At 34.0% G+C, this 12,359-nt stretch carries 16 protein-coding genes; 2 read left to right on the top strand and 14 right to left on the bottom strand.

All coding sequences use genetic code 11. From position 1 onward, the window contains the following. The first annotated feature begins 38 nt into the window (after positions 1-38). Positions 39-1,202 carry a sigma-54-dependent transcriptional regulator gene (locus CSW08_RS03375; protein WP_106658493.1) on the top strand — a complete coding sequence of 388 codons (1,164 nt, stop codon included), beginning with the start codon at positions 39-41 and terminating at the stop codon, positions 1,200-1,202. A 99-nt stretch (positions 1,203-1,301) separates the two neighbouring features. On the opposite strand, the gene CSW08_RS03370 is transcribed toward CSW08_RS03375, so the two are convergent. From CSW08_RS03370 to CSW08_RS03305, 14 genes are all read right to left on the bottom strand, one after another. Continuing rightward, the gene (locus CSW08_RS03370; protein WP_106658492.1) at positions 1,302-2,606 is read right to left on the bottom strand and encodes a cryptochrome/photolyase family protein; all 1,305 of its coding nucleotides are present in this window, start codon (positions 2,604-2,606) and stop codon (positions 1,302-1,304) included. Positions 2,607-2,609: 3 nt separating this feature from the next. Then, positions 2,610-3,071: an SRPBCC family protein gene (locus tag CSW08_RS03365; protein ID WP_106658491.1), complete on the bottom strand. Its 462-nt coding sequence runs from the start codon at positions 3,069-3,071 to the stop codon at positions 2,610-2,612. Further along, positions 3,071-3,532, bottom strand: coding sequence for a TspO/MBR family protein (locus tag CSW08_RS03360; protein WP_106658490.1), 462 nt, complete (start codon positions 3,530-3,532; stop codon positions 3,071-3,073). Before CSW08_RS03360 ends, CSW08_RS03365 begins: the two co-directional genes overlap by 1 nt. Then, complete coding sequence (locus CSW08_RS03355) at positions 3,529-4,068, bottom strand: glutathione peroxidase (RefSeq protein ID WP_106658489.1); 540 nt, start codon at positions 4,066-4,068, stop codon at positions 3,529-3,531. Before CSW08_RS03355 ends, CSW08_RS03360 begins: the two co-directional genes overlap by 4 nt. Positions 4,069-4,086: 18 nt before the next feature. Continuing rightward, positions 4,087-4,770: an SDR family NAD(P)-dependent oxidoreductase gene (locus CSW08_RS03350; RefSeq protein WP_106658488.1), complete on the bottom strand. Its 684-nt coding sequence runs from the start codon at positions 4,768-4,770 to the stop codon at positions 4,087-4,089. 5 nt (positions 4,771-4,775) lie between these two features. Then, a complete protein-coding gene (locus tag CSW08_RS03345) occupies positions 4,776-4,991 on the bottom strand; it encodes a hypothetical protein (protein WP_100614655.1) in 216 nt (71 codons plus the stop codon). 136 nt (positions 4,992-5,127) lie between these two features. Beyond that, on the bottom strand, positions 5,128-5,406 hold the full coding sequence (locus CSW08_RS03340; protein ID WP_106658487.1) for a TIGR03643 family protein: 279 nt from the start codon (positions 5,404-5,406) through the stop codon (positions 5,128-5,130). After that, complete coding sequence (locus tag CSW08_RS03335; RefSeq protein WP_238987191.1) at positions 5,403-5,858, bottom strand: hypothetical protein; 456 nt, start codon at positions 5,856-5,858, stop codon at positions 5,403-5,405. The genes CSW08_RS03340 and CSW08_RS03335 overlap by 4 nt, the downstream gene beginning before the upstream one ends. A 115-nt stretch (positions 5,859-5,973) precedes the next feature. After that, entirely contained in the window at positions 5,974-6,105 is a 132-nt protein-coding gene (locus tag CSW08_RS03330; protein WP_106658696.1) for a DUF2256 domain-containing protein, read from the bottom strand. A 6-nt stretch (positions 6,106-6,111) separates the two neighbouring features. Then, positions 6,112-7,533 (bottom strand): SDR family oxidoreductase, encoded by a 1,422-nt coding sequence (locus CSW08_RS03325; RefSeq protein WP_106658486.1) that lies wholly within the window; start codon positions 7,531-7,533, stop codon positions 6,112-6,114. Then, positions 7,534-8,157, bottom strand: coding sequence for a flavin reductase family protein (locus tag CSW08_RS03320; protein WP_106658485.1), 624 nt, complete (start codon positions 8,155-8,157; stop codon positions 7,534-7,536). It abuts the gene before it with no gap. Beyond that, the gene (locus tag CSW08_RS03315) at positions 8,157-9,467 is read right to left on the bottom strand and encodes an ABC1 kinase family protein (RefSeq protein WP_106658484.1); all 1,311 of its coding nucleotides are present in this window, start codon (positions 9,465-9,467) and stop codon (positions 8,157-8,159) included. The genes CSW08_RS03320 and CSW08_RS03315 overlap by 1 nt, the downstream gene beginning before the upstream one ends. 10 nt (positions 9,468-9,477) lie before the next feature. Further along, positions 9,478-10,134: a TetR family transcriptional regulator C-terminal domain-containing protein gene (locus tag CSW08_RS03310; RefSeq protein WP_106658483.1), complete on the bottom strand. Its 657-nt coding sequence runs from the start codon at positions 10,132-10,134 to the stop codon at positions 9,478-9,480. A 181-nt stretch (positions 10,135-10,315) separates the two neighbouring features. Beyond that, on the bottom strand, positions 10,316-11,212 hold the full coding sequence (locus tag CSW08_RS03305) for an alpha/beta hydrolase (protein WP_106658482.1): 897 nt from the start codon (positions 11,210-11,212) through the stop codon (positions 10,316-10,318). Between the two features lie 252 nt (positions 11,213-11,464). Here CSW08_RS03305 and CSW08_RS03300 point away from each other — a divergent pair, with 252 nt between their 5' ends. Beyond that, complete coding sequence (locus CSW08_RS03300; RefSeq protein ID WP_106658481.1) at positions 11,465-12,316, top strand: DUF2911 domain-containing protein; 852 nt, start codon at positions 11,465-11,467, stop codon at positions 12,314-12,316. Positions 12,317-12,359: the final 43 nt, after the last annotated feature.

The raw sequence follows: 12,359 nt of genomic DNA, 5'->3' as shown, positions 1-12,359 counted from the left end.
CTTTAATCTTTCATCTCTAATCTTAAATCTAAAAAGGAATGCCAAAAATTTTAATAATAGAAGACGAAGCAGCTATAAGACGCGTGTTAACAAAAATTCTTTCAGAAGAAAATGATACGTATCATGTAGAAGAAGCTCAAGATGGTCTCGAAGGTATTGAAAAAATTAAAAATGATGATTTTGATTTGATTCTTTGCGATATAAAAATGCCTAAAATGGATGGTGTTGAGGTATTGGAAGTCGTAAAAAAATTAAAACCAGAAATACCGATAGTTATGATTTCTGGTCACGGTGATTTAGATACCGCCGTTAATACCATGCGATTAGGAGCTTTTGATTATATTTCTAAACCACCGGATTTAAACAGATTGTTAAATACGGTTAGAAATGCTTTGGACAAAAAAGAACTTGTTGTTGAAAATAAGCTTCTAAAGAAAAAAGTCAGTAAAAATTTTGAAATGGTTGGCGAGAGTAAAGCTATTAGCCATATAAAAGACATTATTGAAAAAGTAGCACAAACAGATGCACGGGTTCTTATTACAGGGCCAAATGGAACGGGTAAAGAATTGGTGGCACATTGGTTGCACCAAAAAAGCGATCGATTTGAAGGACCAATGATTGAGGTTAATTGTGCTGCCATACCTAGTGAGTTAATAGAAAGCGAATTGTTCGGGCACGTCAAAGGTGCATTTACAAGTGCTGTAAAAGATAGAGCTGGAAAATTTGAAGCCGCTAATGGAGGTACTATTTTTTTAGATGAAATAGGAGATATGAGTTTATCAGCACAAGCTAAAGTTCTACGGGCCCTGCAAGAAAGCAGAATCCAGCGTGTGGGTAGCGATAAAGATATTAAGGTAAATGTTCGCGTGGTCGCTGCTACCAATAAAAATTTAAAAAAGGAAATTGAAGAAGGTAGATTTCGTGAGGATTTGTACCATAGATTGGCAGTAATTTTAATTCAAGTGCCACCACTTAATGATAGAAGAGAAGATATCCCAATGCTCATTGATTATTTTACCAATAAAATAGCTGATGAACACGGTAATGCCAAAAAAGTATTTTCAGATGCAGCTATAAAGTTGTTGCAAAATTACGATTGGACTGGTAATATTAGAGAATTGCGTAATGTTGTAGAACGCTTAATTATACTAGGTGGTAATGAAGTAAGTGAAAATGACGTGAAATTATTCGCCACAAAATAAATAAAGAGCACTATCTCTCTTCTCTTACATGTTTTAAAAACTTAACCACGAATTACACGAATATCCACAAATTGATTTGTGCTAATGAATATTTGTTTATTAGGCTAAAGCCTCCTTATAAGTTTTTAAACAGCGTTCCCTGGCAAAACCATGATCCACCATGGGTTGTGGATAGGTAAGTTCTTGAAATTCTGGAACCCATTTATGAATGTATTTCAAATCCTTATCGAACTTTTCAATTTGTGTGGTAGGATTGAATATTCTAAAGTAAGGTGCCGCATCCACACCACAACCAGCTACCCATTGCCAATTGCCCACATTGCTTGCCATGTCGTAATCATGCAGTTTTTCGGCAAAATAGGCTTCGCCCCAACGCCAGTCGATTAATAAATGTTTGCATAAAAAACTCCCCACGACCATACGAACCCGGTTGTGCATAAATCCCGTTTCATTAAGTTGGCGCATGCCAGCATCTACAAACGGATAACCCGTTTGACCTTTACACCATAATTTGAATTCGTCTTCATTATTTCGCCAAACAATCCGGTCGTATTGCGGTTTAAAACTTTGTGTCACCGTATGTGGAAAGTGCCACAGAATTTGCATAAAAAATTCGCGCCAAATGAGTTCTTGCCAAAAAATCTCATTGTTTTCTGAAACCGCTTTTTTAACCATGGCGCGAATGCTCACCGTTCCAAAGCGTAAATGCGGTCCTAATTTGGAGGTGGCATCTTGTACGGGGAAATTTCTAGTGGCTTCGTAGTTTTGAATAAGGTGGGAATTGACGTTGTAATCCGCAATGATTTGTGATGATTTTTTAAAACCAATAGCGTTTAAAGTGAGGTTGGGAACATCGCTAGTTCTGATTAAATTTTTAAAATAAGCCTCAGTGTTGTAGGTTTCAAGGGTAACGGATTTAAATGTTTGTTTCCATAATTTCATATATGGTGTATAAACCACATAAGGGGTGCCATCACTTTTTATAATCTCATTTTTCTCGAAAATGACTTGGTCTTTATACGTTTTAAAAATAATGTGATGCTTTTCCAATAAAGACTTAATTTCAGCATCCCGTTCTTTGGCATACGGTTCGTAATCATGATTGGTATAAACCGCTTTGATGTTGTAGGTGTCCATCAATTGTTTGTAAACGTCTAAAGGAGTTCCATAATACAAAGCCAAATTACTGTCATACTTAGTTTGGAGTGTATGGCGCATCGTTTGGAGTGTTTCATAAATAAACGTGACGCGCGCATCATCTTCAGGAAGTGACTCTAAAATCTGTTTATCAAAAATAAAAATAGGCAATATGTTTTCTTCGTCCTTTAAAGCTTCAAATAGACCTTTGTTATCATCTAAACGCAGATCGCGACGAAACCAGAAAATGCTAATGGATGGGTTCATAATTTAAAATTTACCAAACAGTTCTTCCAATTTTTTAGTTCGGTAATTGAAGATTTCCTCTAATTTCGGTTTGACTAAAATAGGCTGAACGAGTTGACCTAAAATCCCATAAGGTACTTTATAATCAATAATGTCTTCCATTTCCACACCGCCATCAATCTCTTTTATAAAATGTTTGTGATGCCACAAGACATACGGTCCAAAACGTTGTTCATCCACAAAATATTTGCCATCAACCACATGTGTGATTTCGGTCACCCATTTGGTTTTAATACCTAATAAGGGAGTTACAATATATTGTATGATTTGACCAGCAAACATGGGTCTGTCTGCTCCAGATAAAATATCAAAACCCATATAATCGGGTGTGATGGTTTTTAAATTTTTTGGGTCTGATAGAAATAACCAAGCTTCCTTTTTTGAAATTGGTAAAAGCTGTTTTTTATAAAGGGTATATACTTTCATTAATTATTAAAAAGAATGTAGACATTAAGGGATGTTGCAATACACAACCAAACAAAATAGGGGAGTATCAAGATGCTTTTAAGTTTGAGCTGCTTGTTAAACGTGAATAAAAACCCAGCGACTAATATGGTGAGCAAAACAATGACCAAAAGTCCTAAACTTACCAGATGTTGATTGAAAAAAATGTAATTCCATGAGACATTTAGTACAAACTGGATGATGAATAATGTTTTTATTTTGGTGGTTGGTACTTCAGCATACAGGTAAGCCATATATATTGAAAAACAAACCATTATAAACGACCAAGCTGCACCAAAAACCCATCCCGGCGGCGTCCAAGGCGCTTGATTTAAATTGGTGTACCAATCGGACGTTGGCCCATTATCCATGAGCCATGAGCCAATGGCTAGTGCGCCAAAATTGATGATTAAAAATATAGCAATGAGTTTTAAAATTTTCACTGTAGGTTTTTGACAATTTTGGCATCCATAGGTGTTACAGCTGATAAATAATAATCAACTAAATTGCCTTTGCCATCCACCAAATATTTTTGAAAATTCCATTTAACTTCAGAATCCACTTTGCCATTTTTTGATGCTTTTGTCAACCATTGGTATAATGGATGTTGACTGTCTCCTTTGACGTCTAATTTCTCCGTCATTAAAAAGGTCACACCATAATTGGCTTCGCAAAAAGCTTGTATCTCTTTAGCAGTTCCAGATTCTTGATTGGCAAATTGGTTGCAAGGAGCCCCAATGACCATCAGGTTTCCTTTGTGCTGGTTATAAAGCTCTTGTAATTCGGCATATTGTCCCGTAAAACCACATTTAGAGGCTACGTTGACAAACAAAATGTGTTTTCCTTTAAACTTATTTAAGTCTATTTGACTGCCATCCAAACCAGTAAGTTTGATGTCGTAGATAGATGATTTAGGTGCTTGTGACATGGATCTTGTAGATACTAAAAGGATTAAACTTAACAGGATTAATTTTTTCATAGGAATAAATTTATAAGATTATATTTTGAATGAAACAATGCCACAATCCATTTGGAATATTTGCCCAGAGATGGACGCTGCTTTTTCTGATAATAAAAATACAGCCATTTCTGCAACTTCGTCAGGTTTTAATATTTTTTTAAGAGGATGACGCTCTGTGATGGCTTCAATCATTTTATCGTTACGTAACAATTTGGAAGCCAATTCGGTATCCGTAACCGTTGGTGCAATGGCATTTATCCTAATGGTTGGTGCTAATTCGGCTCCTAAAGATTTCACCAAGCCTTCAACACCAGCTTTGGCACTGGCAATAGACGCATGAAATGGCATTCCTAATTTTGCGGCCACAGTACTAAAAAGAATGATGGCAGGTTTGTTTCCATTTTTAAGAATAGGCAAATACTTTTGAATTGCCTTGACGGCACCCAAAACATTGATTTCGAAATCCTCTTTAAACTCGTCGATGCTTAATCGGGATATGGGTTTTAAATTGATGCTCCCCGGACAATATATTAATCCGTCTGCTTTTTCAATATCAGGAAGATCATCTTTTGTAATATCACAACTGTAATGCTTTAAATTATCGTGAGTCAGTTGCGGTGTGCTTCTGCTGATATTAATAATGTTATGGGTATTTACTAATGCATTTACAATGGAATGTCCTATACCTTTGCTACCTCCAATTATTAATATCGTTTTCATTTTAATTATGGGCGTCCCTTAAGACGCTTTTCTATTTTTTGTTTGATGGCAGTTAGGCGTTTCATAATATCCATTAATTTCGGATCTTTTTCGGTTTTATAAACCGTGTTCAAATCTAAAATAAGATCTTTTACCTCTCTTGATGCCTCTATGCGTTCGCTAGTTGTTTTAAATACTTGTTTGCGTTGTTCAAATTCTAAAGCTTTGTTAACAATATCCATAATTTCCAGTCTAAATATTATTTATTTTTTTATTTGATGCGACTTTTTTGCCACAATTTACCAATATAATAAATTATAGGATATTTCCATTATTTTAATAGGATATATTAAGTAAATATTAGCATTTTAGTGTTTGTCAACAACTTTTTGATATCATGTTATTGGAAATATGTTTTTGCCTGTAGCATTTAAACCTTCCTAAGTCAAAACTTCTTAATTTTTCATGTTTTGTGGCGCGACCTTGTACACGCTTCCGCCATCTTTTAAAACTACAAGATTTCAGTTCGCGCCGCATCACTTCAATAACCTCTTGTTCATTGATATGAAATTGAAATTTAATAGCTTCAAAAGTGGTTCGGTCTTCCCAAGCCATTTCTATGATTCTATCTATATCAATTTCCGAAAAAACCATCATATACCCTGAAAATTGTATTGGGATTCATGTTCTATTTTTTTGTCTAAAAGCTTATCGAAAAATGCTTTATTTTCTTTGAAGTTTATATTATTTCTGAATTTAATAAATCTGCCTTGTGCGTGAATGCAACTTCCGTTAGTTTTATAAATCACCAATTGATAGTAAGGAATCACCCAGGTAAAATTACTCAACCCTTTGTTAATTCTAATTAAAATACCAAATGGGCGCATTTCAATATTGGCATAATTAACATAGTAAATTTTGTTGGTATATGTTTTCATATTCGGACTAACCTCGTCTATAATCATACGTTTAGAACCGATGCCTTTCATTTTAATTGACTGTAAAAACGAAAAGCGTTTTCCAACCAAATCATTGATAAGGTTTTCGTGTTCTTTATTTTTATATGTGGTGTCTAATACCATACACCAAATATATAAAATGTTTAACATTATTAAATATATGTTAAACAAAAATTAACATTTTAGGCATGTATTACCGTAAAATTAGTAATACTATTTACGCTCAGCTAGAGTATGCTATTTAAAATGTGAAGACTTTCATTTTTTACAATAGAATTTTTTTGAGAATTCCAGCGTGATTTTTAAAGGATTCCCAGTTCTTTTCCCATTTTTTTCGCCACGTAAATGGCAATTGACAAACAACACATGTTTTTTGAGGTAAGTGTTGTTTTTTAATCATGTTTTAATGGGCTAATTCTTTGATCAATCCATTAAAAATAATCCCATGGAACGGTAAAACAGCATACCAATACAATCTGCCAACCAATCCACGAGGTCTGAATGTGGCTGTTTGTTTTAAAATGCCATCTTCGATTTTGAATTCTAACCAAGCTTCGCCCGGAAGCTTCATTTCGGCATAAAGCAATAATTTTTTTTGTGACTTATCTGCAAAAATAACACGCCAAAAGTCTAGGGCATCGCCAGCATCCAAATCCGTGGGACTCGTTCTGCCTCGTCTTAATCCAATGCCTCCAAAAAGTTTATCGATATATCCTCGGATTTTCCATAAAAAGTTACCATAATACCAACCATTGGTACCGCCAATGGCCCAAATTTTATCCAGTGTATCGGTTTCATTTTGGACCTTACTTTCTTTGTAATCTTTAAAACACCCAAATTGTGGAACGTTAATGTATTTATGTAAATCATTTCCCAATCTGCCGCTACTGACCAAAGAATCTTTCCAACTTGAAATAATACTATTTTGCTCAATTTTCTCAAAAGCTAACTCCACAGCTTTCTTGTAAGTTAAGGGTGAAACACCTAGAACACTGTTGATATTACTCGGTTTTCCAATAATTTGAACGCCCATACTATCTACCAAAGTCGTCGCCAATTTATAGGATGTGGACGTCACAAAATACAACCAATATGATGATAATTTAGGCGTCATCACAGGAACAGTGACGATATATCTTTTAAGTTTTCGTACTTCAGCAAACTTAAGTAACATCTCTTTATAGGTCAATATTTCTGGTCCGAAAATATCATAAGAGGTATTGTATAAAGTTGTATTTCCGGCACTATTTACTAAAAAGGACAAAACATCCCTTACCGCAATAGGCTGTGTTTTTGTATTCAGCCATTTTGGTGCTATCATAAAAGGTAGTTTTTCAACCAAATCCCTTATAATTTCAAAAGAAGAACTGCCAGAACCGACAATAATACCAGCTTTAAAAATGGTTAATGCATAGGTATTTGATTGTAAAACCTCTTCTACATGCTTACGTGAACTTAGATGTTTGGAAAGTTCTTTTTCGTTTGTGATGCCACTTAAATAAATAACTTGTTTCACAGCAGTTTGTTCCATGCTATTTTTAAAATTCAAAGCACAGTTAGCTTCCAGAATACTAAAATCTTCTGAGGCATTAGACATGGAATGTATCAAGTAATAAGCAACATCGATATTCTTTGGAATATTTTTTAAAGTATCTTCATTCAAAAAATTTACTTGAACAAAAGAAACTTTTTCTTCTTTCAAATAACCTTTATCTGCACGCATCGTATCTCTTACAGTGCACACAATATCATGACCCTCTTGGATTAATAAAGGGATGAGCCTTTTACCAATATAACCAGTGGCACCTGTAACGAGTATTTTCATTTATGATGATTTTTTAGGTCTTTGGTAAGCCAACCGTGTATGTGACATGGGCACAGTGTAACTATCTAAACCATTAATAGCAACAACATTTGCTTCTAATAAATTGACAAAGCCATCATCTTTTAAAAGATGATCATTGATGTTTAAATGCTGGATTTCTCCAACCAAAAGGATGGTACCGTTTTCTTTAATAGGGTATTCTTCAACATAATTCATGGCTATTTGAACAGGCGCATTTTTAACATAAGGGGCGTAAAGATTGTTTAAATACGCTTCTTCCAATGCAGTCATATCAAATTCTGAAATGGATGACTCGTATTTTGCGGAGGTATGATGCGCATCCTCAATAATGGCTTGGTGTACATGATTTATGGTATAAACCCCAGTTTCTTTAATATTCTCGTAGGTATTGCGCGTAACGGTTGCTGGTCTTAAAATAAAACCTAACAATGCGGGTTCTGAACCTAGGTGAATTACCGAACTAAAAATGGCCACATTAGAAATACCATTAGCTGATTTTGTGCCAATTAAGTTTGCTGATTTATAGCCAGAACAACTGTTGATAAGATTTATTTTATAAAAATGATTTAATTCTGAAATGTCCTTGTTGCTGAAATAAGCCATTATAAATGCTTGTAATTATTTATTTTGATGTTGCTGGCCTTTAAGTCGAACATTAAATTATACAACCCAAAAAAGGTTCGGTTGATATAAATAAAATGTTTAGAACCTCTATTACCATTCATTTTTTTGAGATCGGTACTTTTAGAATAGCGTTCACCTAGTTCAGCAATTTTTCCGAAGAAATTTTTATCTGCAAAATCAAAATGCTCGTTATGAAACGGCTGTGTAAATAAACTTAGCATCTCGTGAAACATAGTGGTGAAAAATTCCAATTCTTCTTTACTATCATCTGCTTTTAGAATTTCGAGTTCAAACAGTTTTGATAGAAAATAAGCTTTATTTTGGATGTTTTCTGGTTTAGCCAATTCAAAATAGGGCACATAAAATTCATTAGGGATGGCTTTCATACAACCAAAATCTAATGCGATAAGCTCTGCATTTTTTGAAATTAAAAAATTACCAGGATGCGGGTCTGCGTGCACTTTTTTCAATACATGTATTTGATACATATAGAAATCCCAAAGCGATTGTCCTAATTTATTGGACTTTTCAACATTATTGTTGTGAGCTGTGAATTCTGAAATATGTTCACCTTCCATATAATCCATGGTAATGATGCGTTCACAGGACCAATCTTCATAATAATTTGGGAACAATAGGTTGGAAATGTGAGAGCAAGCTAAAGCAATTTCTTTACTTTGCTTCATTTCCAACACATAATCTGTTTCCTCAATAAGTTTATTTTCTACTTCCTTAAAATATTTATCGGAATCCTTTCCTTTGATATTAAACATGCTCATGGCTATAGGCTTTACCATAGCCAAATCTGACGCGATACTTTGTGCAACTCCTGGATATTGGATTTTCACAGCAAGTTTCTTCCCTTCTTTTTCCGCAATATGGACTTGTCCGATGCTTGCGGCGTTTACAGAAGTTGCATTAAAAGTATCGAATATCTCATTTGGCGATTTCCCAAAATACGTTTTGAATGTTTTTAAAACTAGGGGCGCGGATAATGGCGGTACAGAAAATTGCGAAAGCGAAAATTTTTCAACGTAAGCCTGAGGTAAAATACTTTTTTCCATGCTTAACATTTGCGCTACTTTTAAAGCACTTCCTTTTAGTTGTTTCAGTCCATCATAAATATCTTCCGCATTATTTTTGTTTAAACGATCTTTAGCCTCTGTCTCAGGGTTTATCATTTTATCCCCATAATACTTGAGGTAATTAACACCGACTTTGGCGCCTGTTGATACCAATTTACTGGCACGTTGCATTTTTGAAGTAGGTATACTGTCTATGGTTTTCATTAATTATTTTTTAATTCATGTGCATTTTTTCCTTGAAAAGAAATTTTCCAAAGTCAATAACACTTTTAATGGGTGCTACATTCAAAATATCGAAACTGGTATTTATCGATTTTTCTATAAAAATGTCGGTTTTTTCAAAACTGGCGGACGTGTCATCCATCCAGAATTTCATGGTTACCAGCAGTTGAATCCAAGCAGATTCGCTAATGGCTTTGTTTTGAAGTTTTTCAATTTGAGCCTGTTTGATATCAAGTGTTTCAATACCTAATTGGTCAATGTATTTTGAAAAATGACGCTTTAATTCCGATAGGACATCTAGATTTTTAAGACTGTTTTTGTGTTTGTTAAAAGCATACACCACATAACTTCTATTGGCAGTTAAGTTTTCAAAAAAGGTAAAGTAAAATGCCAATAACTTGTTGCGTGAGTCATATGTCTTGTAATCCTCATTCTTTTCCAACACAGTGATGGTATTCTCAAAAAACACTTTGAATACATGTTTTTCAATTGCTTCAAACGATCCGAAATGAGTATAAAACAAGGATTCTTCAAAATTATTTGCTTTTGCAAATGCATACACCGATTTTGGATGTTCATTATGCTCTAACACATAATCCATATAAAAGGTAATGATGTCTTTTGCACTTATTACTTTCTTCTTTGCCATGGCTTTATAAATATAGCTCAAAGATACAAATGTTTAATGATTTAAATTAAAAGTTAAACAAATATTAACAGTATGAAACATATACAAACATGAAAATGGATACATTCAAATAATGGGAAATGATGTCTTTAAGGACTTTAAAAAGACTAAATAAAGTATTGAGCAGTTTTGGTTGACTGCTTTATTGTGTAATTTTCGCCTGATAGAATTTTTTTTCGAAGACAATATCGTTAATGAAAATAAAGGCTTCTTTAATATCATCGTTGGGGATGTCAAATTCATGATGACCTTGTTTTAAATAACTATAAAACATGAAACTCGAATTAAGAGCTTCTAATTTTTCGGTAATTCGTTTAGATCCATCGATTATTAAAAACCCCTTACTTTTTAAATCGCAGGTATGATGAGCTCCCTTGCCATAGGGAACAATTTTATCCAAGGCACCATGATAAAAAACGCCAGGAACCGCATTATTTATGATATCGGAATTTAATAAAGCACCAGAAACAGAAATAACTGCGGCAGGTTTAATATGGGCATACCGATCTAAATTTCTAATAACCAGTTCTCTATTATAGACAACATTTAAAGCCGTCTCTGCTCCAGCACTAATACCTATGATGACAATTTTAGACTCATCTATTCTAAAATTGGTTTTGTAATTCACTAAATATTCTAATGCACTAAGTAAATCGTCTGCGGTATTGCTATAAACTTTCAATTTTTTGTTTACAGATAAATTACAACCAAAATAGTCATTTTTTCTCAATAGCCTATAATCGATAGACGTTACGACATACCCTTTTTTGGCAACATTTTCGGCCAAATTAATCAACGAATTAGCATTTCTATTGCCAGAATTAAAACCACCTCCATGCACAATAACAAACAAAGGTCTTTTGATTAATGAATCGTTTTCAGGTTCGTAAATATCTAACTTCAAGGTGTCTTTACCCTTAATGGAATAGGTGTAGGTTTTACTGCTTATACTATCGAAAACAGGGTCGATATATCTGGTTTGGGATATAGCAACCCAAGAAAAAAATATCAATAGGCATGTTGCTATCGTATGGTTCATAATTATGGTAGTAAATAATAGCCAAAGTAAAGGCTTAAAAAGGAACTACGAAAATTTTATGGTTAGCATTTAAATAAATAATTTACTGAAAACTAAAAAGTTATAGAAAAAGCACCTGGAAGCACATTAGCTTAATTAAAGGTTTCCATTATAGGTATTTATAAACAATCCGTGCTTAATTTAAGGTTTTGTTAACAAATTAGAAATTAAGAATGATTAACTTTAAAAGTTAAAATAAAATCAAAAAATAACATGAAAAAACTACTATTATTATTGCTAACCATGACTACTGTACTGACGGTTAACGCACAAATTGTAACACCACAACCAAGTCCGTTTTCTAAAGTTGAGCAGAAGGTTGGATTAACAGATGTAACTCTAGAATATTCTAGACCCAATATGAGAGATCGTAAGATTTTTGGAGATTTGGTGCCTTATGGTCAGGTTTGGCGTTTAGGTGCTAATCAAAACACAAAAATTACTTTTAGTACAGATGTTAAAGTAAGTGGCACGACTTTAAAAGCAGGAACCTATGCCATTTATGCCATTCCAAACGCTACTGCATGGGATGTTATATTTTATACAGATGCAAACAACGGTGGCTTGCCAGCTGAATGGGATGATTCTAAAGTGGCAGTAAAAGTGAATGCTGAAATTTATCCTTTGCCAATGAATATTGAAACATTCACCATAACATTTGACGATTTAACAAGCAATAGTGGCACCTTAGGTATACTTTGGGAAAAAGTTTATGTTGGTGTAAAAATTGATGTGCCAACAGATGACATGGTGTTAGCTAGTATAAACAATGTGATGAACGCTACACCGACAGGAAATGATTATTATAATGCCGCAGTTTATTATTTACAAGAAGGTAAAGATATCAAACAAGCTAAAACGTGGATTGATAAAGCCATAACTATGGCTGGAGATAAGGCACAATTTTGGCAATTAAGACAGCAATCTTTAATTTATGCGAAAGCAGGTGATAAAGCAGGCGCTATTGCTGCTGCAAAAAAATCGTTGGCTGCTTCTGAAGAGGCAGGAAATGGTGATTATGTAAAATTGAATAAAGATTCTTTGAAAGAGTGGGGAGCGATGTAATTTGGATGGAGAACGCTTCGCTTTTAAAGGTTTAGATTTTTAG

It is taken from the genome of Confluentibacter flavum, assembly GCF_002843175.1.
Lineage (GTDB): Bacteria > Bacteroidota > Bacteroidia > Flavobacteriales > Flavobacteriaceae > Confluentibacter > Confluentibacter flavum.
Note: the sequence above shows the minus strand (reverse complement) of the source record. Positions and strands in the feature narration are given on the sequence as shown.

Bases quoted from the DNA above. Each gene is read 5' to 3' on its own strand.
- CSW08_RS03375 (WP_106658493.1), top strand. From the start codon at position 39: ATGCCAAAAATTTTAATAATAGAAGACGAAGCAGCTATAAGACGCGTG.
- CSW08_RS03370 (WP_106658492.1), bottom strand. From the start codon at position 2,606: ATGAACCCATCCATTAGCATTTTCTGGTTTCGTCGCGATCTGCGTTTA.
- CSW08_RS03365 (WP_106658491.1), bottom strand. From the start codon at position 3,071: ATGAAAGTATATACCCTTTATAAAAAACAGCTTTTACCAATTTCAAAA.
- CSW08_RS03355 (WP_106658489.1), bottom strand. From the start codon at position 4,068: ATGAAAAAATTAATCCTGTTAAGTTTAATCCTTTTAGTATCTACAAGA.
- CSW08_RS03350 (WP_106658488.1), bottom strand. From the start codon at position 4,770: ATGAAAACGATATTAATAATTGGAGGTAGCAAAGGTATAGGACATTCC.
- CSW08_RS03345 (WP_100614655.1), bottom strand. From the start codon at position 4,991: ATGGATATTGTTAACAAAGCTTTAGAATTTGAACAACGCAAACAAGTA.
- CSW08_RS03340 (WP_106658487.1), bottom strand. From the start codon at position 5,406: ATGATGGTTTTTTCGGAAATTGATATAGATAGAATCATAGAAATGGCT.
- CSW08_RS03335 (WP_238987191.1), bottom strand. From the start codon at position 5,858: ATGTTAAACATTTTATATATTTGGTGTATGGTATTAGACACCACATAT.
- CSW08_RS03325 (WP_106658486.1), bottom strand. From the start codon at position 7,533: ATGAAAATACTCGTTACAGGTGCCACTGGTTATATTGGTAAAAGGCTC.
- CSW08_RS03320 (WP_106658485.1), bottom strand. From the start codon at position 8,157: ATGGCTTATTTCAGCAACAAGGACATTTCAGAATTAAATCATTTTTAT.
- CSW08_RS03315 (WP_106658484.1), bottom strand. From the start codon at position 9,467: ATGAAAACCATAGACAGTATACCTACTTCAAAAATGCAACGTGCCAGT.
- CSW08_RS03310 (WP_106658483.1), bottom strand. From the start codon at position 10,134: ATGGCAAAGAAGAAAGTAATAAGTGCAAAAGACATCATTACCTTTTAT.
- CSW08_RS03305 (WP_106658482.1), bottom strand. From the start codon at position 11,212: ATGAACCATACGATAGCAACATGCCTATTGATATTTTTTTCTTGGGTT.
- CSW08_RS03300 (WP_106658481.1), top strand. From the start codon at position 11,465: ATGAAAAAACTACTATTATTATTGCTAACCATGACTACTGTACTGACG.